A 22560-nucleotide genomic window follows, 5' to 3' on the forward strand; every position below is an offset into this window, starting at 1 on the left:
GACTCCTTCTTATTTCTTAACATTGAGACAAGATTTTTCTATATATCCAGCTTTAGCAGCTTCTTTCTTGGAAGGGTAAATTTCCTCCACTTGATAAGGAAATCCACAAGATTTATTGAAGAAGATCCTTTCCCCATTAACGGTCGCTGCTTGTATGACATCTTCTTTTAATAATTTGGTACCAGCTAATGCAAATTGATTAAATGTTCCCTCTGCACGCTGATAGGGATAACCCTGTAGGAATGCAAATACACCAATATCATCAACCGTGTTGTACCAATCATCTTGAGGAATTAATGGAAGCATAAATTTGTATGTAATACCTAACCGATTGGTATAAGTATTATGTTCGTTGATGTAGTAGGCTAGTTCTTCTTGAAAAGTATTTACAATAGTGTCTCTGCGGATTCTTTCAAAAGTATCTCCATCGTGCAGGAGTGGTATATTTACATCTGTTTTTATTTCATTTCGATTACCACTAACCCATTCATTCATACCAACATCAAATACGGTCACATAATCATCAAGCGTAAAAGATATAACGTTTCCTAAATCATCATGGTAAGTAAAAGGAATTTTAGGTAGCCAGGTTCTTTTTAGTTCTTTTAAGCCTTGTGCATTTGTAAACTCTCGGTACACATTAAAATGTGCTCCATCATAGTCAAGGATTGCGAATACAGGTATATATCTCGCCATAACATCTTCAGTAATCTTGTCTTCTACTTCCATATTTAAAGACAGTGTATGAATAAAGGTTTGAAATGCTGGCTCTGGATTAACACGGTTAAATTTTAGCGAGTTATAGCCCGCTTCTGCAGAAGGGTTTACATTTGTTCTTAATTGATCAATTGCATCATGTGATGCTACGGTCATTGCCCTGTCATATTGTCTATTTAAATCCGTGAATGCTTTTGTATCTTCATAACGCCATAGAGTAAATACAAGAAGGGTAGAAATGATTAAAATATAAATTACTGAAAAACTAGTAATCCTCATTTAAAACCATCCCTCCATACGGTATGGAAATCACTACATCATTTCCTCCTATGCCCAAAGTGAAAAAGTCAAACATCATAGTTGCCTTTGTTTTAGACATGTTTTCTACATAAACAGAGAAAAAATCATCCTTTGATAGCTTATACATTCGCTCATTTTTGGGAACAGGATTAGATTCATCAAAAAGAAAGTTTTTTATCTGCTCCCAGTAATATTCGTCGTAATCAACTACATACTCGCCTGTGAATGTAGCTGGATTAGTTGGATCTGTATAGATAGGGGTATAAACCTTTTTCTCGTGCTTTATTTCTGTTCGGAATAAGATAAACCCTAGCTCTAATTCCTGTTGAAAATCTTCATACATCTTTGGTGTTATGTAGCCCTTAGTTCGTACATTATCTACAAAGTCCGTTACCGCTTGTTCTGCTTTTAACTTCTGTAGATTTTCTTCATTTTTGAAAACATAATAGGTAGGTACACAGAATAGGAGCAGCAACGCTATAAAATAAGATAATAATTTAGTAAATGAATCTGGCACAGTTGCCCCCCCTTTAGATCACAACTTAGTAAAATTAATTTTGATAATTTCTCCACTATCATTCATTTCAAATACTTTGCTATATTGAGCTTCTAAATCAACGGTTTGTTGATAGGTCAATACATCTGCTTCCGTCTGAAATAAAATTCCGTCCACTTCGATTAAAATATTCTCTGTGCTTAGCCGATACAGTTTGGCTACAACCTGGTTTCCGTTCCAACTAACTTCTTCTGGAATGTGTGTCTCTTCTATAAAAATTGTTGCTGCAGAAGGAATATGCTCATATGCAGAAGCCCATTCCGTCATGGACCAAAATGTATAGGCTAAACTTAGCAGCATCAATATGAATCCCAATGTAAACTCAATTGTGCGATCAATAGTTTCATTCATCATAAAAATATGGGGGATACTAAAAGCTGTATCCCCTTCCTCCTTTTTAGGTAATGGAGTAACATACCATTAAACTTGCTTAGTTTTGTTGGAACTTAATTGCTCTTATAACTTGGTTAGAGTCACGAATTACTGTTGCTTTAAATAATCCTGATGGATTGACATACTCTGCATGAGTATTATTGTTAACATTCGTTGGTTTTGGAGCAGCAGTTATGGAATTACCGTCACTTGAGACAGTATTGTAGTACCATGAACCATTTCCAGTACCAGTTTTTACGTAGATTCCAAGAGTTCCACCAGCACCGTCTTTTTCAAATTTACGTAAAGCATTTACCACTTGTGAACCTGCTACTTCAGTGCTGTCGAACGTTAAATACTTTGTATCTTTTAACTCGGACGTAACGCTACTAAACTCGGACGTTGCTGCCTTACTACTGTCTGTTGCTAAAATGAATACACCAACCACCAAAGTAATTAATGCTAGAGCAAGAAATATGGTTGCTCCAAATGATAGGGATCTTTCTGTACTGTTTTCCATTTCTTATTTCTCTCCTTTTTTGTTGAAAATGTATTGCTCTATATACTAAACAAGTCTATTGACTTGGCCGTACCATTAAATAAAGTACTGGAACAAAGCAAAGAAGATTATTGAAGTAAAAGTGATTGCCGATATAATCAATGCCTTCATTGGATGTTTGTCCATTTTATTGTTCTCCTTCTTTATTGAATCCGTGAAAATAGTTCTACCGATTCGGACAAAGCAAGATATACCAATGGAATTACGAGATAAAGGAACGTTAATGTGTATAGCGGAGCCATTGCTAGCTTGTTCGCCCACATACCTTTGGAATTTAAGGAACGAAAATTCGCCTCTTCTCTTTGCTCTAAGTAATATTCTCGTTCCATCTCTATATCATTAAAGGACTCGTATACAGAAATTCGAATGACCGCTAGCTTTAACCTCTCTACTATTTGTTGAAAAGGTTCAAAGCTTACTTGATCATTTAACTTTTCTAGAGCTTCCTCGGGACCAGCATCATAGTTTTGAATTGCTTCTTGTAAGGGTTCTTTAAAGATAATTCCAAACCGTTCTAACCAGGTCAGTAACGTAAAGACACTAGTGCGCTCGAATTCTTTTAAGATGTTGAGTATGACCAGATAGCGATAAACTTCATTTTCCATATCTTTATAACGAATAGATCGTTGAAAATTTAGAATAAGGATTGGGATTTGAGCAGCACCAAAAGCAACTACGAATGAAATTAGAACCTCCCACCACTTAAGGAATGCATTTTCAACATCAACCCATTTATCAGTAATTCTATTAACGGTCGCTTTAAACTGTTTATCTCCTTCATCTGTTACTCCTAATTGCTCGGCTACATAACTTTGTAACTTCTCAGGTGTTAAACCTTCCATCTTTTGAAGGTCCTCTATCACCCTTCTATCGAAAGCTGCTGTCTCTTCGAGTTCTAACATTTCTTGTTCTGCAATATTTCCAGTCATTAGCGATTGTGGAATTGCTGAATATAAAGAGGAGTGTTTTTCCCTTGCATGACCTAAACTAAGCCCTCCTACAAGTAATAGAAATACTCCTACTGCTATTAACATTCTTTGAATCGTTAGCCATTCAACTTTTAGTGGTGAATTAGCATCCTTTAATAGCTTGCTAAGAGTTAAATGTTGTTTTGTATTTTCTGCTGGAGAAAACATTTTTGCTAAAGTACGAACAATTCCTACTTTTTCAAACAACCATTTTTCTATTTGAACTTTTTTTAATTTGGCGCGGTATTTGGCTTCTGTGATTTCACTGATTTTTCTAATCAACAAGTAACTTAGTATTGCCACGCCATATACAAGTATCTCTGCTAAAAACCCCAATCGAGAGGTATAAAATGTCTCCATTATCGGAAAAGAAGAAATACCCCATTTTTGAAGTGGTAAAGCTAAGAAGACTGGAGTTAATGCAATTAAGCTAGAATAACGAACACGGTAAGATAGTTTCGCTCTAAGAAGTATTTCAGAGTTTAATAGTTGATTTACAGCTGTTAACCCCTGTAGAAAGGCACTTCCTTTAGTTTTACCGCCCATTTGAATGACACGATCACCCTGTTCCTTAATGGTTACTGCTAAACCAGCAACAATTTTTAAGAATTCATTAGGGGCAACCTCGTCATACTTGTTTAATTCTTCTGTAGGATCAGCACTCGTTAAGATCTGATACATTCTATCTGCTTGTACTTTCATCTCCGGACCAACAAATTGCATACTCTCAAAGATCGCTTCATCGACCATTTTGGTCTGAGTATAATAAAATCTAACTCGGTTATTAAAATCTCTTTGTTGCTTTAACAGTCGGTTCTCTACTCGATAAACGAAAAAATCTAGCATTATCCCTGAGACAAACAGAAGGCCAAGCAATATCCAAAAGACAACTAACCATCCTGGTTGAAGAACAATTAAGGAGAGAACTACTAACGTAATAACCGCAAATATTTTAAATACGATGGTCATTACAGCTTCACGAAGGTTATACATATCGTAGACTGCTAGTGTCTCTATTCGAAGACTAATTCTTGCTAAAATCCCTTTAAGTACAGGAATACGCATGAAAAAACTATAAGACTTCTGAGCAAATTCCTGATAGCGCGTCTTCCAATGAGGCTTGCTTGCAAATACATCTAATTTATTGTTTTTCGATTTATTCCCTCGAATACTGTTATAAACGTATCCAAGGGCTATAATTACCATCCCGCTTATAGAGATAAACAAAATGATTTTCAGTAGAGTCATGAGGCGTCACCCCAGTGTTTCTCAATAAATTCTTCAAATTCTTTTCGATCTTCTTCAGATAGTTTTCTTTTAATTTCTTCTTGTCTTTTCTTACTAATTGGATTAACCGCCACATACTTTCCTTCTCTAAACTCTACGATATTGCTTTCAACGAACTGTTTTCGATGAGTTTGTTGCTGAAAGTATTTAGTAGCAGACTCAAGCATAATGTTTAATCTTTCTTCTTGTGACTTTGGTGCAGGTAGTTCTTTGTATACTTCGCCATTCCCATATACAGGGATACATTCAGTTATACGCTCAATAAATCGTTCTCCTACATAGTTCTGTTCTGGATGAATATCAAATTCAATTACATTAACCACTTCTTGTTCAGCTGACTTTTCATCTGAAAATAGTTTTTCTCTCATCAAGGATCTTACTAGGTCATTAACTAAATCTTGTAGGGTTTTTGCATGGTGAGTGAATAATGTAAACAAGCTTGCAACTTGAGCAGATTGAACCACACTTGCCGCTACTGGAGAAGTAGCTGCCTCCCCTACAATATTTACATGGCCATCTGTTTTCTTTATGAAGCTCATTAGATCCTCACCTGTAACAGTTTCAGTTTCTTGGAATGTTAAGATGTTTCGTTTGGGATATAATTTTCGTAGACCTAACTCAAACATGGTTTCTACTACACGAAGGTTTAATGATTCGTGTATATATCCAACTACTATTTGAAGTAAGGTAGTCTTACCAGAACCTTGTGCTCCTGTTATAGCTGAAACTCTGTTTCCTTTGACAAGGAATTTTATTACGCCGATAGGTAATTCCGCATTCTCTTGTGTAATCAATTGTTCAATTTCTAGCTTTTTACTGTCATATTTCTTACGGATAAAAAAGTTCCATGACTCTGCTGCAGCTGGTCGAGAAACTGTTACACGAGAACCGTCGTGCATCTCATTAACCATTAATGGCTTTGATTCCGACAGTTGACCAGGATAGTTATACTTGTAAACGTTCCCGACAATCCTACGGAGTTCCGCTACTGTTTCAAAATCCAAGAAACTAATATGGATAGTCTTACCTTGATACATTATCCAAACACTTCTAAAACCACTGAAAGTATTGTTCACCATACTTGTAACTAGCAGTTGTTCATCATCTATATTTTCAAAACTAGAAGGAACATCTGATACTCCTCCGGACACACCATCGATAGCCATATCACGTATTTCATCAATCACTCCGAAACCTTTATATGAACTATAATTTCTCTGTGTGATGACACGAATTTTGTCTTCAAGAGAAAGGTTTTTTACTTTTTCTTTAAAAATAGTTCGTATTTCCAATTCATTTATCCGAAACCCGCCACCTTTTTTAGGTTTGGCAAGTTCATATTCATCAATCATTGTTCCAAGAGCATATTTTCCATGCTTTTTTTGATACACATATAACAAAATGTCAAAGCACTCACGGGCACTTAATTGATTAGGTCTATCGAAAGGAATAACCCAGTTAATATTGTCTTCATTAAAGCCATAGCCTTTCGTTAACTCATCAAACATAAATTCCCGAACATAGGTCTTAGCCGAGATGTTACCCGTATTACAATTTCTCAGCATTTCTTTGAGCTCTTTTTGCCTCTTCTTTTGACGTTCAAATTCTGTAGGGTTAAGCCCTAGACTATATAAGTCCATAGTGGTTAATTCCGTCATACGATTGGATATATACCTTTGAATTGCTGGAAGACTGTATTTTTCTCGTTCGTGCTCGTTATCTACTGTTACAACGTTTCTGTTTTGAAAAAAACGAATACCGACCACTAGCACAACAGTAGATATTATGAGAAGGATGATTAGTAAGTTTAATTGGAAACTCATAAACCATCTTCCTCCTTATCAAGCCCTAATGCTTTCCTTACAGTTTCATTGACAGTTCGAATAGCTCGTATGAAGGAGTATGCTGGATCACCATTTTGAATTCGATTTACTCGGTAGAAAAACTCCGCCACACTGTGATTATTCATTGCATCCAAATAAGTTGGTGAAAAAGGTACAGGAAGGATTGGAACTTTCACTTTATGAGCTCTTTTTATATTTCTTACAGTGAGAGAAGAATTTTCCTCATATCTACTAATCAAAATAATATAAGGCTTATTTCTTAACTCCGACGGAAAATAATCTCCTGTGAAAAAACGCTCAAGTACATATTTATTTTGTGGTAAACAAACCACAACTAAATCTGCTGCTTCTAATAGGGTCTTACTAGTTTCATTGTGTACACCTGCATGTGTATCGACCCAAACGGTGTCATAATGTCCCTTAGCTGAATATAGTATTCTGCTTATCGTGCGAAGGTTATCACTTGCTGAATCCTCATTTTCTTTCAAACTCCCAATGAGTAAATCCATTTTTCTCTTGTAGATAGTGTCCGTATAATCTGGAATATCTTCAGGTTGTAATAAATTACTTTTTACTTTTCGTTCAAGTGCCTGTATTCCTGAATTTTCAAAACCTACCGCTCTTTTCTCTTTGCTATAATATGAATCCAATGGAGAATAGGTTAGCTGAGTATGAGTAAGTAAAGAATGACTAGACTGTTCTAATGAAAACAATGAAGCAATCGCTGCAGCATTTGCAGATGTTCCTCCTTGCCCATGAATCGGGGACCAGAAAACTATTAATTTTCCCATGTTACCCCTCCTTTCTTTTTATGCTTATTTCATTAATGCCGGTTGTTTTTGTTTACGGCCAAAGTTGAAGAACGAAGGCTTCACTGCCTCATTGATTTCTTTAATATGCATTTGATATATTTCAGAAACTATTTCGAATAAAATATCTTTGTATTGCTTATTTAACTTTTTGAAAGGAATCATCTGCTCGTGCTGCATTTGAATGCGAAGCGATTGTTCCAGTTCATCCGGCTCTATTAAGTAATTGATAGATCTCCAAGTAACTCGATGGTTCATTAGATTATCAAAATATTCATCTAGTAACTTATAAGTAGAAGTAAAGGTGATCCGCTTCATTGTGGTACTTTCTGTTTCATCAAATAAGAAATGGAGCAGTTCTACATCACGGCTTTGATTAATTTTTTCATCATCACCTACATAGAAACGTTCACTAAAAGCGGGCCACTCATTTATGAGTAATTCAGTAGAGTCTATGTCTACAAAAATCACATCGTAGTTTGTTGCCTTTTCGTTTTCACTTCGGAGCAGTTCCTCTACTTCCATCCAATTTTTAGCCCCGCACAGGATGTCTATATTGTGAAAGTCATAAAGTGATTGCCCTTCTTCTAAATGGGTATAACCATTTTTGTAAAACTCTTGGGAAGTAGCGTCTATGACTAACACTCGTTTTGAAAGGCTCGTAAGTACATGGCTAAAATAAAACGTAAAATCTGTCTTATTCCGGGTTCCAATTAACTGAATTAGTTTCATTCTGATTCACTTCCCTCTTCAATTTCACTTTCTTGATCAAATTGGTTTAAAGCATTTAATTCATCAGTTTCTCTTTGTTGTTCTGTACGCTCTTGCTTCACTAAGTTTTTATTAGTAGCTTCACCTTCGCGTAATTTTTGTCGTTCCTCTTCTGCCATTGCTTCTAAGCCCATTTCTAGATTTGCTCGATTTTGCTTTTCTAAATTAAGCTTTGCTATATTGACAATGTTTGGTGAGCTTTGTATTAGAGAAAGAACATTTTGTTTTACTGGATAAGTGATTTGAGAACCTATTTGCATTTCCCCATCTACATAAGGTAAAGCATAAATCTTCGCACCCTCTAAATAAGCATCTACCACAGCTGAACTCATTGATAGAATCTCAGCCTCGTCATTATCCAACCACATTGTAAGCCCGTTTCTTTCCTTCACTTTCTTTTTAGAGAAGATAATGTAATCATCCCCATTAGGAAACTGGATACGAACATCGACATATTCATTAGGAGCTAGCTTAGTTGGTAATTCTATCAATGAATACTCTACTTCTCTCACGTCATTTTCCACGTTCACATCTTGATAGACAAAAGAACTGACCATTATCGTTTTTTCCTCTAAATCTGTTCGAGCAAAAAATTGAGCCGTTTCAAACTGTGTGGGAATCATAATGTTTTCTGCTTTTGCTGCAAAAGGAAGGGACACTTTTACCAACATGTCTCTAGTTATCTGATCTCCTCTTTCGACTTTCCTTGTTAAGGCATAGCCAACCTCACTCTGTAGGGCAGTTAATTCTAACTCTTCCATCTGTTCCTTATATTGCTGTTTGAGGGCAAGTTCTCGTTCCTGCGTTTTCTGATAGTAGAAGTAACCACCTACGCCTGAAATGATGAGCATAGTTGCAGCACCGATTAAACCAGACCATATTAATTTCTTCGTTCTTAAACGAATTTTCACGTTCTTATTTCCCCCTTATTTTTTCACCTAAATTCGAACTCACATGATGTAACTGAGATATGTAAGAAAACAAAAAATACCCCAATCAAATAGATAAAGTCGTCAAAAGACGCTCATTCTACATGATTGGGGTATTCCCATTTTTTTATATTCAATTAAGTTTCAAGAAGTTCAATTATGATAGGTATTCCCTTTTATTACAAAATTTTATTGAAAAGGGAATCCTTGAAAAGTGTTATCCATAATTTATCATGCACCTATTTAAAAGTCAATAATTGATAATAAAAAAGTGGGTATTATTCTATACCTTGTTGACCTACTAGGTGGTGCTATAGTAATTGTTCTTATAAAAGCAACTTATCGTGGAAATCGATTAATTATTGAGAAATTACAGTAGGGAAATACGAAATTAAGTTTTGAAAATCTGCTGTACTCGGTTTTTTTATGATTGCCAAAATCTTAATATCATTTTTAGCTGCATTTTTAATAGCCACTCCTATTTCATAAGGATGATTATCATATACATATTGAAAATCATTAATTACTAAGCAATTTACTATAGAATCGTTTATTAAACGTTCCATATGTTGTACTTGCAACGAATCATTTTGTAAGTATTGAATACAGTATAATTGTTCATATTCACCTGAAGAAATCTCTTCGCTAAGAGAAATTACTCTACCATTAAGTGCGTTAGTCAAACCACCAAATTCCTTTTCATAATCATAGACAACAACTTTTTGTCCTTCATTAACTAATTGCGTAATATAATTCTTTACGGTCGCGTTCTTACCAGTGCCTATTTCACCAACAATCGCTATGTTACCTTTTACCATTTTAAGCTCATGCTCTCCAAAACTTTGTTTTAACACATGAATTCCTCCTCTTATTATCCAATGATATAAAAAACTCCTAATACAGCTACCGTAATAGCTACACTAACTACACTTGATATAATTAACATGCCTCTTGAGAAGGTTTTCTTAGGTGACTTAATAAATTCACCCAGCACATCATAAAGAATCTCCTCTACATCCGTAGATGGTTCATAAGGGCTTGCTTGAATGGGGAAAGAATATACAGAACGCCATTCTAACCTTTCCTCTAAGTCCTTTCTAACACTTTCAACTGCTCCAGGTATGAGATAACATACGTCTTCATGATTCGGATATATCTTTTGGAAAGCCTCAATCCAATGTAACTTCCACTCATCTCCTGAGCATACAACGCATTTCACATGGGAGCGTCTAAACTCTTCCAGGTAAGGAGTGTCTTGTATACTCCCTAAATCCAATACTACATATTCATATAGCGGAAATATCTCATATAAATCTTGTCGTTCTCTATATTTGTAATGAGTAATTCCTTGCATCTCGAATGTGTTTATACTGGATAGCATTCTTTTTTCACCCTCGTATAAGGTGTGAATACGATCATAATCCTGTGATTCATTACCTTCTACCAGTGCAACAGAATGTCCTAAATCCTTTAAATAACTTGCTATACTTATAGCGGTATGGGTTGCACCTATATGAGGGACCACGCCTGCCACACTTATTAAAACTGTGCCAATGATAGCGGACCGTTGTTGTACCCTCTCTATAGGCATAAACTCAATAATGTCCCCTAATTCCAACTCTGTCTCAAACTGTTTTTCTTGCTTGGCTTCCGCCTTTGCTTTGGGTATCTTTTCTTTTTCTACTTTTGGAGTATCATTACGCTTGGGTAATGATACTTTTCCGGCCAATTCTTTTAAATCCTGGGTTCTTTCCGATAGTTGCTTACCAATAGCTGCTTTCTTTTCACTAAAATCAATTTTAGGCTTTTTAACAGTGGATGCTACAGGTACCGCAGTAACCTCATTATTTTCCCCTACTTCTAATTCTTCTTGTTGTTCTCCTTCACTGGTATCTGTTGTTTCATCAAAAGATAGAGTAAGACCGCCAACTTTGAATTTTGAAACATTAGCATATCTAGGTGGAGCAGTTAACTGTTCCAAGAAATTTTTAGCGATTATTTGTCGTTCATTAAAAATATCAAGTACATTATGTGCGACTAAATCACCTAAGAACGGATCGTTTTTTGGCCTCTCACAAATGAAGACCACACGCATATCTTCCCGATTGACTCGCCAAGAATTGATAAGGGTTAATAATTCTTTTTCCTTATCTTCTTTTGTATGTAAGTCACTTGGTAAGTAAATATCATGTAAAATAAGGATATTTGGATTTTCTAATTCAATAATATCGTTTAAGTATTTCCGATGATGTACGTCATTGTCTATTACTTCAAAAGCGCCCTCTTCAAAGTATTTCCGCAAAATGTTCGCCATAGACGGCTCGCCTACTGCAAGGAGAATGGACAATATAGAACCTCCTTCAAACAAAAAAATACCCCAATGATGTAAAAAAAGAACGTTCAGTACGTTCATTTACATCATTGGGGTATTCCCGTTTATTTATATATAATTAATGGTTAAGTTTATATAGGGAACTGGAAGAATAAGTTTCCGCTTACTCTTCCAGTGTGTTCTCTTCGCAAGATTAAAAACCTTGAGAAAAGGTGTTATACACATAATTTATCATTAAACATATGCTAAGTCAATATAGCCTGGAGCAGCTGATAGTCTCTTACTACTTTGCTAAATAAGAAATCCGAACACGTTGTACTTGATCTTTCTCCACCTTGCCAAAGGCAGTCTCTAGTCCTTTACTTTCATCAAACCATTCGTCAATAACGAACCATACGTCAAAAGGAAACGTATTTAATCTCAGTTGTTCGTGAATGAATAGGGCCATACTTACAGAGGAAACAGAAATGGCTACTACTTGTAGATCAGTATGAGCAAATCCGTCTATTTTAATTGTATTATCCCTGTTATGCAGATAACGTAACTCTTCTAAACGTGATTGGAAGTAGCCAATAAAATTTTGAGCCATTTGAGCTCTCTCCATAATAATCTGCAATTCCCCTTCTGGGCTATTGACCTTCATCACTGCAAAAGGTTTCTTATACTTGCTAAAACCACCGACATAAGGGTACCAAGACCAACCTCTCACATTTTTGGACTCAATCCCTAGACAACGAATTTCATTCATAGCAACGTATCTTTGTATACCCATTGAATTGTCTAACCAGGATTCCGCTGCAATGAATTTGGACTCTGGATAAAGATGAGAGAGAAGCTTATATCCCCCTATCCCAAGTGTATGAGGACCTGGGGGACGGATAACTTCTTTTCCATCTTCCTCAATAAAAGCTAATCTGCACTTATGACGTTGCACAAGACCATACTTAGCTAAATGGCGTAGGTGCTTACTGGTAGCCGAAGAAGATTGCAAGGAAGACATATATCTCCTTAATTGATCTTCATTCGCTGCTCCGGCATCTCCAACTACTTTAAGTACCGTTAACATATCTTTATTCAGTTTAGAAGTGTTTATTAGCTCCAATACCTGTTCCGTCCTAGTCAAGGGTATGTATGAATCGGGAAGCGCTACCGTTGACTTGAAATTGGGATGGTCCCAAATCGAAATGGTACCATCCTCCCGAGGAAAAAGTTGGATCATTGCCTGTTCCATTTCAACAGGCGAACTTGTTTGATTAACCATTATTCGTCAAATAAAAATGAACCAAAGTCTTTTTTATTCCGCTTCCCTCGTGGGTAACCAATAATAATTACTCTTCCTCTACGAGCTTTTGTATCTATCTTCTGCAAACGACATGAAACAAAATCATCAATACTAGGCTCATCCAGTGCTCCAACTTTGCTAGCCTTCAGTTCTACTCCATCTTCAATTTGTACATAAATACCATGAATAGGGTGAACTTGCGTAACACGACCAGCAATCACTTGCCCCACTTGAAGCATATCAGCAGCTATTTCCCATGGATCTTTAATTGCAGCTTTTCGAGAAACACGAACTGCTCTCTTTTCTTTATCGAACATTAAGACTTTAACCGTTATTTTTTCTCCTGGTTGTGCATCTACTACATCTCTTTCTCTCCATGACCACTCATTACGGTACATATATGTGTCTTCCCCATTGATATGTACATAGATAATACCCTTTTGCTGATTATAGCCAGTGATAATACCATTAAATTCAACACTATCTAGTAGGTTGTTCTTCTGTAAATCTTCTAACTGCTCCCAAAATACTTCTCGTAATTTTTCTGCAGCTTGTTTCTCTGAAAGAATAGCTATGCTACTAGGTAAATCTAAATGAGTAATAACGAAGGATTCTTGTAATGTAACAAACTGCTCCAGATTACGGAAACTACGTTCTTTAAACTCCGAAGCAGGACAATAACCAGTGATTCCACCTGGTAAAGCTACAATCAAAGTGCTCTCTTCTTGCATCTTTGGAGGTAATTTCATTGATTTAACACTGCGAATAACCCCTGTAACAATTTCACCATTTCTCTGGTGATTTGCTAACTCTTCTAATTTCGCATTGGATTCCCATGACTTAGATACTTTCACTTTCGGAGTAACTTTTTCAGTAGTAGATGATAATCCTTCTGAATTTACTACCTCAGTAACCTCTTCACTAGTTTGTGTTGCTATTGTTTCCTCAACTTTTGCCTCTTCTGATTTTGAAACCATGAAGACACTTCCTCTCTGTTTGATTTAATTCACTCAGTATTCATTGGTAATTCAATCATTCCCTCGGCAGAATCATGCCTTCTGAAACACATAAAACCCCTCATTAAGAAAACGATGGTTACATCGTCTGCAAAATGAGGGGTACACCCTATAAATTTATTAAATTATTCTAACCGATTGACTATATTGTACAAATACATCTATACTCATGCAAGATTTTTTTTATTTAGAATCAGTATCATTGGCTTTTCCAGTCAATTTCTGAATGTCCTGTATGAACTGTTCACCCTTTTCGCTCAATTGACTTTGTGTATAACCACTTCTTGTAACAGGAGCAGGAGCAGATGTAACACTTGATTCAACCTCTACAGGTTCATATAGCTTTGAAAGTTTCGCCTTTTTCTCTTCCATTACGTCCTTCTCGCTCAAGACTTTTATAGGCTCTATTGGAGCAGCTTGTACGCGTGGAGTAGTAGGCTGACTTTTTAAAGAGATTTGAGAGAAATCAATTATTTCAGGCATAATCTCTTTAGAATTTGATTCTTTGTCATTTGAGTCAGTACTCCTAGGTGAGACGGGAGCAGTTGATCTATCATAAGTATGAGCAGGAGCTATATTGCTATCCGTTGAATCGCCATATCGTACCTCGTCTCTAGGTTGCGTATCCATTGCAATATTAACGATACGTTCAATTTCATCTACATCAGACTCATTAATTTTCTTAGCAAGTTCAAGTAAATCCTCTTCACTCATTACCACCTGTTCATTCTTATAGTATTTATTATTTTTATTCTCTGTTTCTTCTATGCTTTCAATAACATCTAGAGTACCTGCTCCTAAACGATAGTTTCGTCTGCTTTCCAACCATACATTTAACGATTTCTCATCTGCTACAATTTTTGCTTTAGTATAACGTTCTTCAGGAATAAAGTTAGCATCTATTTGTACGACTGGCATAGGTTTATTATGGACAACCAATTTAACCGCACATTGAAAAGCTTCTTGATACATAATTTCTCCGCTCGTCATTGCCATATCCCTTACCTTAGAATAAGACGAGCCTGAACGTGATACTGGATCTTCTTGTAATGGAGAGACTGACATCTCACTTTGCCCTTCTTCATAGACGTATTTTTCTCCAAACATCTTAGAGAAAAAATCAGCATCATAAGGAGACACATCCCCATAAACCATACGGTTACGCAAAGTACCTATAATAGTCATCATATAGAATTCACCAAATTGGTCGGCCATTTGAGCAAGAGATTGCATAATCGGCGTGATGATAACCTTATATTTACGTGCCTGTGCTGGGAACTCTCTAAAGGAACTATAAAAATAATCCGGTGCTTCATCTATAACAATATGGTGAAATGGTGATACCTTTGGTTCTCGTCTGAATGTACCGTTTTGCAGATTCATTAAAACAATCTTCCCTAGCACTTTAGCTAAGTCTACTAGCTCACCCTTAGCTGTATTAACAAGGAGCAGTCCACCCATCTCGAAATGTCTATCAAAGTCAAAATCACTGTCACCGAACAGCACTCGACGAATCAATTTATTCGCGCCAATATCATTTAGGATGTTTCTTAATCCCTTAACATCTGTCTCAAGGGCATCCATATATATAGGATCTCCACTATCATTTCGTTCTTTAATTACGGAATTACCCTGTCTAATAACCTTAGGAATAAGATTTAAGTTAAACCAATCGTCAATCCCTTTAACAATCTTCCAATGATTTCTCTCATCTCTATTTACTATTTCATTTATTTTATCAGGAATAGTGGTCTTTAAAGCAAGGTGCATTGTTCTTACCAGCTGAGGGTCATTATACATATCCAACAACATATCCAAATTGACATCTTTATTAGGATCATGCAACTTCAATAAGTATATATGGTGTTTCAAATGGTTACGTTGGGCTTGTTCGAAATAAAAACTGCCTCCCCCGGATTTGTTGTCACTCAACCCTGCTATAATTTGAGCAAAAACTTCAGCTACTTTATCTACAGGCCCTCGCATTGGGTTAATACTTGGCGTGTTAGGGTCAAGTGGATTTATATATGTTATAGCTTCATCAGGAATTCCATGAGCTTTTGCCAATTGGTAGACATTTTTACATAAATCGTTTGATGGTTCTATGATGGATAGACCATTCAAATATCTCCCTAGTACATTTTGAGATTTATAATCCGCACGCTGCGATATGGTCGGATATGCTTTCACAAAACGAACCATATGGTCTAAATCTTGGTCGATTATAGGTTCTGCTAAAGCAGCTGTTTTCCCAGTTCCAATACTACCTACAATTACCGTCCCAAGTGTTCTGTCTCCTCCTGGTGAAGTAACCATCTCCTTATCCACGGATGTTTCCCCTAAGTATATATCCGGCATATAATCTGTTTTTTCCAACTCGCTGAATTTTTGTAACCATCTGCCCCTCCATTGGAAGTTAAAGAAGGCCTTTCTTAATTCCACATCAAATTCAACATACTTATTCAATAAAAAATAACTAATAAAGAATAAAACTAGTACAGGTATTATGGTTATCATCAAATAAAAACCTTGTACCTGTCCTATTACTAGATTTTCAAGAATACCGTTTGTATCTACGTTGTTACCTTCAAATATATGTGCAAGCCTCTTATCAAAAAAAGGTAATAACCTTCTTCGTGCTTCAGACATCCCATAAGCAGCTATACTTCCCCATAGGGTCAATAACGAAGTAAGGAATATTAGTACTCTTAGCTTTGGTGTTTGAAAAGCCTTAGCCCTTGTACTAATCAACCAACTGAATGCTGTTAATCCCATTACTAGTAAGACTGCTACGACACTAACAATTTGACTGTCTCCAAAAAGGAGCGGGAAATAAGCTGTTTCTACACCTATCTGCTCCGTTCTGAAATATGAGGCTACCCTTACCCATGACCGCATACCAAAATATAGAGTAGTTAACCAGAAAAGGAAGACTGTTAGGAAAGGAAACCATACACTCCATTTAGACTCGTTTATCATATAAACAACTTCACCTCTTCTTTCTTATAAGGCGAAGCAAATTTTTTGGAGTAAACTTGTTTCTCAAGGTCACCTTTACTTATATCAAGAGAAGATATGTCCCTTAAATAGATGTTTTCATACAATTCATGGCCATATACATCTTCATCCGCTGACAATTGTTCACTGTAGATTACATTCAAATATAAAGGATTATCTCTATTGCTTGGAACTAAGTTATATTCATTAGTTAAATAAGCATTATTTCTCATACGTTGATAGCTGCTTACTGATCCTTCTTCCGAAAATAAAATTAAATGTCTAGATACTAGGACTCCTTTTTTCTTCATTTGAAGGAGTAACTCTCCATCTAACCTCTTATCTCTATTAGGGAGCAGCACCTCGTTTAATTGCTCTATCTGTAAACTGTAGTCTGTTGCAATATGTTTTTGCATCTTGTCATACCAGGAGCCTGTACTAAAGATGCGATCAATAGAAAGTATTGGACCATTGTTTAATAAATGCTTCACTATGCTAGGAACTCGCTTGGCTGTAGCAACATAAAAGAGAAGGTTTTCTTTCCATTCTGTATAGGGTGGAAATAACTCTTTTAAGGAATTAATTCTTTTATCCCTATTTTCTTTTCGCAAGTCTTTGCCGACAGCAAAATCTAAAATACTCGAATCAGTAACAGCGAAAATAACTATTAATTCTTTACCTATGCTATCCAGATATTCAGCCATTTTTAGATATCGAATATACTTTTGATTGATTTTTTCACCACGTTGGCTACCAGTGTCAACCTCAATAGCAATAATTCTATTATCTTTTTCAAAAACCCAATCTGGTACTATTAAGCCTTTTATTTCATCAGAAACTGTTTCTTCTGATACCCCTAGATGAGGATGCCTACTACCTCTAATATGTGAGAATCCCTCAACACTTATTGGATTACTTAATAGTTCCAAAAAAGTGATATTAGCTAAATATGAGGTTGCTCTAGTGTGCAATGAAGGTAATCTTCTTCTCTTTGATAGCGTCATAACTTTCCTTGCTACCTCTTGTTCAATAAATCCATGACTTGTCAAAACCTCATACCCTCGTTTGTTTAAGCGATAATGATAGTAGGTTAAGCCAGCCAGTTGCCCTTTCTCACTTAAACTTTCTTGCAATCGGTCCAATAACCCAGATTGAACGAACTTTTTTAACCGATTAGAAATCCAATTGGAGTTACGTTCTCTTCCGTAAGTCATTTGGTAAAGGTCATGAATACTTGGTGCTCTCATAGAACCGTGTATATAAATTTGTGAGAGTAAGAGTAGATCCTCGCCTTTTAATACAATACCAGTCCATTGTTCGTCCTTTGGCAACCGTATAGTAGGATAATCATTGTCTAATAACTGTTTATACATAGTTCTCCTTTCTAAACGAAAAAACCCCGACAACAAATAAAACAAGTGCTGAACTTGTCTCATTGATTGTCGGGGTACTCCCGTTTTTCTATATAAAATTTTCACTTCGGGAGAAGTATAACATAATACAAAATCATTGCCTATAAATACTTACATTAATGTGTATTTGAATGTAAAAGTGCTTTTTCTTTTAAATTGTTTTTAGTGAATAATGACACTGTAATTAATTACAATCTAAAACAAGTGGACTCACATGCAGTTCTAATATTTAGTATCGCTTAGCAAATGTCTATTTACTTTGGTCTTTTATAAGTTAGAAGATATCTTAGGGTGAACACTCTACACACACGGTCTTTACACACACCTTTCTCCCCTTCTTTAATGTGTGTGCAGCAATGCCCTTTATAGGATGTGTGAAGATTATTTATAGTAAGTGCCATGAATAATATAAGAAAATACTGAAAAAGAATAAAAAAACTTTTAAATAAAAAGAACAAAAAGAATAATTTTTGCCCACTCATTAATGAAAAGAAATAATTATTCCGTTGAAGAAAAAAGATTCCTATTTGACCGTTAAAAGATAAATCTTTTTATACATTTACAATGTCTTCGATGATGAACAACAAAATAAGAGAATCTGAGAAATTGAAAAGAAAAGAAAAGAAAAAAATAAAATAATTTTCCCTATCGTTTAACAGATAGGGAAGTTAAAGTTTTTTCTATACTAGATAGAGGATATTACGGATGGAGCCCCTAGAATAAAAAGTATCTCACGGCTCTTAAACACGTAGAAAGGTTAAAGTAAATATTAGATATATATAAACTAAATTTGAAAATGAAGGAATAGATCTAATAAAATTATTAGTGAATTTATTTCAAATTTTAATCTTTATTAATCTATATTCTTCAATTACTGCGGAAGTAACTGCGTTATTAATAGCGTAAGTTACTATCGCTTATTTTATAAGTGTTTATAGCATTAATTTTTAGTTGCATTTTCTATAAAAGACGTTTATTATAAATCTTATAATAAGTATTGCGTCAGTAATTGAATCAATGATGGCGTGAATGAGGAAGTCATTGAAGCATAAATAGATGCAGTAAAGATTTTATGAAAGTAGAGGTGATACTATGCCGTTAGAAAAGAGAGATATATTCGAAATATTAACCAATAGTCTTTCAGAAGAAAGTAAATGGTTTTTATTTGCCTTATCTACTGAAAAAGTACCTTTACACAAGGAAAATTTAAGAGACGTAGCAAACGAACTTTTCAAGCGAGTTAACGCTCATGATAAAAAGAAACAATTAATTACTTCTCGCCATAGCTTAGACATTCATACAGCAAGATTAGAAGGCGCAGGACTAGTTAATGTCCAAAGAATCGGTCAAATACGAATTTATTCTTTGACAGAGTTAGGTACGGAATTATTAAATTATTTAACAAATAAACAGACTAATTAAGAGACGGAGTGAAAAAGATGAACAACCAAAAAAGTTCAATTTTAAAAGATGAAAATATAAAACTAAGCCTTAGATTTGGTTTCCTTGGTTTAGGTATGGGTGGCGGTTCAATTGCCGCAGCATGTTCGGAAACTTTAACAAGTGTTACTAATGCTCGATACCCTTACACAGCATTACTTATTAATACAAACTCACTGGACTTAGATAAAGTGGAAATTAAAAATCCTAACACATCCAAACTTCTTATTGGAGATGGTCGTGGAGCTGGAAGAAACATTGAATTAGGAGAAAAGATATTTACTGCCAATACTGACAAAATAGTGAGTAGTATAAATAAACAATTTAATAATACAGATTTCCTTTGGATCGTTGCTGGTTTAGGTGGAGGAACTGGTACGGGATCTATTATAGAAGCAATCAAAATACTAATGACTAATGGGTTCAACAAGAAGTTTGGACTTATACTTACCCTTCCACGTAAAAATGAAGGACAAACCGTGTTAGCCAATGCATTACAACGATTACAACAAATTAACAATGCTATGAAAGGTCTGGGTTCGATAATCCTTGTCGATAATCAAAAATTATACGATAATTTCAGTGAACATAATCCCAATGCTTCTGTATCTGAATATCTTCAATTTTCTAATCGTTTTGTTGCTGAAACTCTTCATGAAATGAATGTGGTAACATCTACATTTAAACCAGTGGGAGAAAATCACTTTGATAGTTCAGAGTTTTTGAATTTAATTAAAACACCAGGAGTTTTACATTTCGCTCGCTTCACAAGTAAAGCATCAGAAATTGATTCTTCTCAAAGTATTTCCCATATAGGAAAGCTAAAGGAACAAATCGAAGATGGCGTTTTGTCTGATGGTTATAATTTAGGAAAGACTTCTAGACTTGCAGTAAGTATTTTGGCTAATCAATCAACAGCAAATAGATTATTTAACTTTGAATTTGCTAACTCTATTGAGGAAGAAATCAACGACTTGGCTCCCCTGTCTAATGAAAGACCGATAGCACAATATGTATATCAGAATAAAGAAGTAAAAGATGTTTATTTCTATGCAGTCTTTGCTGGACTAGCTTTACCAAAGAGAATCAATGAACTTGTGCAAGAAAACAATAGATTAATAGAACTTCAAGAAAGTTCATTCAATGAACCCGAAGATATTTTCGCTGGTTTAAAGCAAAAACAAAGCAATGAATCAAATGAGGATGCTGATTTTTCATCTTTATTTGGGAAAAAAGAAACTAACAAAGATGAAGGAAAGTCTGAACAGGAAATGTTTGAAGCTTTATTCGGTAAAAAAGAATAATTTTCTCTTTTCTTTTAAAAGGGTTAGAATGGTCACCCCTTTCTAACCCTTTTTACAAAAGAATAGAAAAGAAAAGAAAAAAATAATAATAGACGAAGTGAAAAAAGAAAAGAATAGAAAAGAATATTTTTTTTAAAGTTCCATAACGTTAATTTATAAAATATTTTTTCCTATCCTTTTGTTTTATCAAAGAAGAAAAGAAAAGATTATTTTTTTCAGTAAAAATCTTTTCTTTCGAAGAGAATATTTCGATTTTCTTTTCTAAAAAAGAAAAGAAAGCCATTGAGAAAACTTTTACAATTATGATACTGTAAACATACAGAGTTTGGTCGTTACAGGAGGAATGTAAGATGGAGATAAAAGAAAAAATAGAACATATCAAAGAAAACTTGAAATTTGATCCTTTGTTTGAGGTCATTCAAAATGCCAAACTTGAAGATGAATTATTCCAAGAAGAATTTTTACAAGAAATTGATATTAAAAAGCATTATGGTACCGTCAAAATAGCGGAATGGTTTTCAATGAGTGATTCTGGCTTACGTTATTATATAAAACCATTTCCTTATTATCTATTTGATGAAGATGCACCTAATACAGATACAGCATATCGATTAAGTTTTATTTCTATAATCAAGTTGAAAATGATCACGATGCTAAAGGATGAATACAAGATAAAAGGTCTGGAAAGATTAATTGGCGGAGCTCATATTTCTTATTCTGATACTACTACCTTGCCGACTAAGAACCCATTTGAACCTCAAATAGAAAAACTAGCGTCAATCGTTGAACAAATAACTAAAACAGGGCTATTCCAGATAGAAGAAAATAAAGAAGAACTGAATATCTCATTAAGTGATAATTTTTTAAACTTTATAAAGTACACACTTACTCCAGCTGAAATTGAAGTAAATCAATTGAAGGAGAAGGAAAACAGGTTACTAGCAGATATAAAGATAGAAAATCTTCGCCTTGATCACACTAATTCAAGAATTGAAGACATTTCTAGATACATTCAAGTGATGGAGTTAAAGGATCAATCTGAAAAGAATAAAGGTTTCCTTAGCAAACTTTTTGGTTCTACAAATAACCAGAATGATACCATTGCTTTTATTTCTAAAGCTAAAGAAGAATATGAGTTTTTGAAAGAAAAGTTAAATGTAGTAAAAGAGACAATAAAAAATCAAGAAGTAGAGTTAAAAAATACACGTTTAGAAATAGTTCAAAAACAAAAATCTATTGACTCTAATAATCATTTTTTAGAGGAAGGAGAAGATAAAGATGTTTAACATTCAACTTTTTAATGTAAATAACTTAGCTAAATTAACACTAGTGGGTATGGTACTATCTGCGGCTGCTTTATTTTTAACTAAATTAATATAAACATGAAAAAAGCCTCGGTACTTTTGCACCGAGGCTTTCTTCTGACCACTCCACCCAAATAAAAAAGTAATTTAAATGAAGTTCCATAATTAAGTTGTTTTAATCGTACCAAATGTTTTATTAAAAGACAAGCAAGATTACGAATTTATTTGTAAAACAAAATATTATTGCGATAGGCTTAATATTTTGTTACTCTATAAATGACCACTCACAACGAACATCGTCAAATAATGATAAATTCGGCTGAAGAAGCTATTATTTTATCGTATTTGAGGATAGTCGTTT

18 protein-coding genes are annotated in these 22560 nt (G+C 34.9%); 3 read left to right on the forward strand and 15 right to left on the reverse strand.

What is annotated here, in order from left to right:
• Nucleotides 1-9 precede the first annotated feature (9 nt).
• The 15 genes from M3627_RS09035 to M3627_RS09105 form a co-directional block, all read right to left on the reverse strand.
• Nucleotides 10-996, reverse strand: coding sequence for a hypothetical protein (locus tag M3627_RS09035; RefSeq protein WP_251554945.1), 987 nt, complete (start codon nucleotides 994-996; stop codon nucleotides 10-12).
• Entirely contained in the window at nucleotides 983-1534 is a 552-nt protein-coding gene (locus M3627_RS09040; RefSeq protein ID WP_251554947.1) for a hypothetical protein, read from the reverse strand. The genes M3627_RS09035 and M3627_RS09040 overlap by 14 nt, the downstream gene beginning before the upstream one ends.
• Nucleotides 1535-1552: 18 nt before the next feature.
• Nucleotides 1553-1927 (reverse strand): hypothetical protein, encoded by a 375-nt coding sequence (locus M3627_RS09045; protein ID WP_251554956.1) that lies wholly within the window; start codon nucleotides 1925-1927, stop codon nucleotides 1553-1555.
• Nucleotides 1928-2003: 76 nt separating this feature from the next.
• Nucleotides 2004-2465, reverse strand: a complete 462-nt coding sequence (locus M3627_RS09050; RefSeq protein ID WP_251554964.1) for a hypothetical protein — start codon at nucleotides 2463-2465, stop codon at nucleotides 2004-2006.
• Nucleotides 2466-2647: 182 nt separating this feature from the next.
• Nucleotides 2648-4720 (reverse strand): hypothetical protein, encoded by a 2073-nt coding sequence (locus tag M3627_RS09055; protein WP_251554966.1) that lies wholly within the window; start codon nucleotides 4718-4720, stop codon nucleotides 2648-2650.
• The gene (locus M3627_RS09060) at nucleotides 4717-6582 is read right to left on the reverse strand and encodes an ATPase, T2SS/T4P/T4SS family (RefSeq protein WP_251554968.1); all 1866 of its coding nucleotides are present in this window, start codon (nucleotides 6580-6582) and stop codon (nucleotides 4717-4719) included. The genes M3627_RS09055 and M3627_RS09060 overlap by 4 nt, the downstream gene beginning before the upstream one ends.
• Complete coding sequence (locus tag M3627_RS09065; RefSeq protein WP_251554977.1) at nucleotides 6579-7394, reverse strand: CpaE/TadZ family protein; 816 nt, start codon at nucleotides 7392-7394, stop codon at nucleotides 6579-6581. The genes M3627_RS09060 and M3627_RS09065 overlap by 4 nt, the downstream gene beginning before the upstream one ends.
• 24 nt (nucleotides 7395-7418) lie before the next feature.
• Nucleotides 7419-8144 (reverse strand): hypothetical protein, encoded by a 726-nt coding sequence (locus M3627_RS09070; protein WP_251554979.1) that lies wholly within the window; start codon nucleotides 8142-8144, stop codon nucleotides 7419-7421.
• A complete protein-coding gene (locus tag M3627_RS09075) occupies nucleotides 8141-9094 on the reverse strand; it encodes a hypothetical protein (protein ID WP_251554981.1) in 954 nt (317 codons plus the stop codon). The genes M3627_RS09070 and M3627_RS09075 overlap by 4 nt, the downstream gene beginning before the upstream one ends.
• A gap of 377 nt (nucleotides 9095-9471) precedes the next feature.
• On the reverse strand, nucleotides 9472-9966 hold the full coding sequence (locus tag M3627_RS09080) for an AAA family ATPase (RefSeq protein ID WP_251554983.1): 495 nt from the start codon (nucleotides 9964-9966) through the stop codon (nucleotides 9472-9474).
• 17 nt (nucleotides 9967-9983) lie between these two features.
• Nucleotides 9984-11459 (reverse strand): eS30 family ribosomal protein, encoded by a 1476-nt coding sequence (locus tag M3627_RS09085; RefSeq protein ID WP_251554985.1) that lies wholly within the window; start codon nucleotides 11457-11459, stop codon nucleotides 9984-9986.
• Between the two features lie 268 nt (nucleotides 11460-11727).
• Nucleotides 11728-12705, reverse strand: coding sequence for a hypothetical protein (locus tag M3627_RS09090; protein ID WP_251554995.1), 978 nt, complete (start codon nucleotides 12703-12705; stop codon nucleotides 11728-11730).
• Nucleotides 12705-13703, reverse strand: coding sequence for a 30S ribosomal protein S1 (locus M3627_RS09095; protein WP_251554997.1), 999 nt, complete (start codon nucleotides 13701-13703; stop codon nucleotides 12705-12707). The genes M3627_RS09090 and M3627_RS09095 overlap by 1 nt, the downstream gene beginning before the upstream one ends.
• A 222-nt stretch (nucleotides 13704-13925) precedes the next feature.
• Nucleotides 13926-16721 (reverse strand): type IV secretory system conjugative DNA transfer family protein, encoded by a 2796-nt coding sequence (locus M3627_RS09100; RefSeq protein WP_251554999.1) that lies wholly within the window; start codon nucleotides 16719-16721, stop codon nucleotides 13926-13928.
• On the reverse strand, nucleotides 16718-18112 hold the full coding sequence (locus tag M3627_RS09105) for a replication-relaxation family protein (RefSeq protein WP_251555000.1): 1395 nt from the start codon (nucleotides 18110-18112) through the stop codon (nucleotides 16718-16720). The genes M3627_RS09100 and M3627_RS09105 overlap by 4 nt, the downstream gene beginning before the upstream one ends.
• 1131 nt (nucleotides 18113-19243) lie before the next feature.
• On the opposite strand from M3627_RS09105, the gene M3627_RS09110 reads away from it, so the two are divergent.
• The 3 genes from M3627_RS09110 (at nucleotide 19244) to M3627_RS09120 (ending at nucleotide 22181) form a co-directional block, all read left to right on the forward strand.
• Nucleotides 19244-19573 carry a hypothetical protein gene (locus M3627_RS09110; RefSeq protein ID WP_251555002.1) on the forward strand — a complete coding sequence of 110 codons (330 nt, stop codon included), beginning with the start codon at nucleotides 19244-19246 and terminating at the stop codon, nucleotides 19571-19573.
• 17 nt (nucleotides 19574-19590) lie between these two features.
• On the forward strand, nucleotides 19591-20895 hold the full coding sequence (locus tag M3627_RS09115) for an FtsZ/tubulin family protein (protein WP_251555004.1): 1305 nt from the start codon (nucleotides 19591-19593) through the stop codon (nucleotides 20893-20895).
• Nucleotides 20896-21245: 350 nt separating this feature from the next.
• Nucleotides 21246-22181, forward strand: coding sequence for a coiled-coil domain-containing protein (locus M3627_RS09120; RefSeq protein ID WP_251555006.1), 936 nt, complete (start codon nucleotides 21246-21248; stop codon nucleotides 22179-22181).
• Nucleotides 22182-22560: the final 379 nt, after the last annotated feature.

The organism is Psychrobacillus sp. MER TA 171, assembly GCF_023713305.1.
Taxonomy (GTDB): Bacteria; Bacillota; Bacilli; order Bacillales_A; family Planococcaceae; genus Psychrobacillus.

Bases quoted from the DNA above. Each gene is read 5' to 3' on its own strand.
- M3627_RS09035 (WP_251554945.1), bottom strand. From the start codon at position 996: ATGAGGATTACTAGTTTTTCAGTAATTTATATTTTAATCATTTCTACC.
- M3627_RS09045 (WP_251554956.1), bottom strand. From the start codon at position 1,927: ATGATGAATGAAACTATTGATCGCACAATTGAGTTTACATTGGGATTC.
- M3627_RS09050 (WP_251554964.1), bottom strand. From the start codon at position 2,465: ATGGAAAACAGTACAGAAAGATCCCTATCATTTGGAGCAACCATATTT.
- M3627_RS09055 (WP_251554966.1), bottom strand. From the start codon at position 4,720: ATGACTCTACTGAAAATCATTTTGTTTATCTCTATAAGCGGGATGGTA.
- M3627_RS09060 (WP_251554968.1), bottom strand. From the start codon at position 6,582: ATGAGTTTCCAATTAAACTTACTAATCATCCTTCTCATAATATCTACT.
- M3627_RS09065 (WP_251554977.1), bottom strand. From the start codon at position 7,394: ATGGGAAAATTAATAGTTTTCTGGTCCCCGATTCATGGGCAAGGAGGA.
- M3627_RS09070 (WP_251554979.1), bottom strand. From the start codon at position 8,144: ATGAAACTAATTCAGTTAATTGGAACCCGGAATAAGACAGATTTTACG.
- M3627_RS09090 (WP_251554995.1), bottom strand. From the start codon at position 12,705: ATGGTTAATCAAACAAGTTCGCCTGTTGAAATGGAACAGGCAATGATC.
- M3627_RS09095 (WP_251554997.1), bottom strand. From the start codon at position 13,703: ATGGTTTCAAAATCAGAAGAGGCAAAAGTTGAGGAAACAATAGCAACA.
- M3627_RS09100 (WP_251554999.1), bottom strand. From the start codon at position 16,721: ATGATAAACGAGTCTAAATGGAGTGTATGGTTTCCTTTCCTAACAGTC.
- M3627_RS09105 (WP_251555000.1), bottom strand. From the start codon at position 18,112: ATGTATAAACAGTTATTAGACAATGATTATCCTACTATACGGTTGCCA.
- M3627_RS09110 (WP_251555002.1), top strand. From the start codon at position 19,244: ATGCCGTTAGAAAAGAGAGATATATTCGAAATATTAACCAATAGTCTT.
- M3627_RS09115 (WP_251555004.1), top strand. From the start codon at position 19,591: ATGAACAACCAAAAAAGTTCAATTTTAAAAGATGAAAATATAAAACTA.
- M3627_RS09120 (WP_251555006.1), top strand. From the start codon at position 21,246: ATGGAGATAAAAGAAAAAATAGAACATATCAAAGAAAACTTGAAATTT.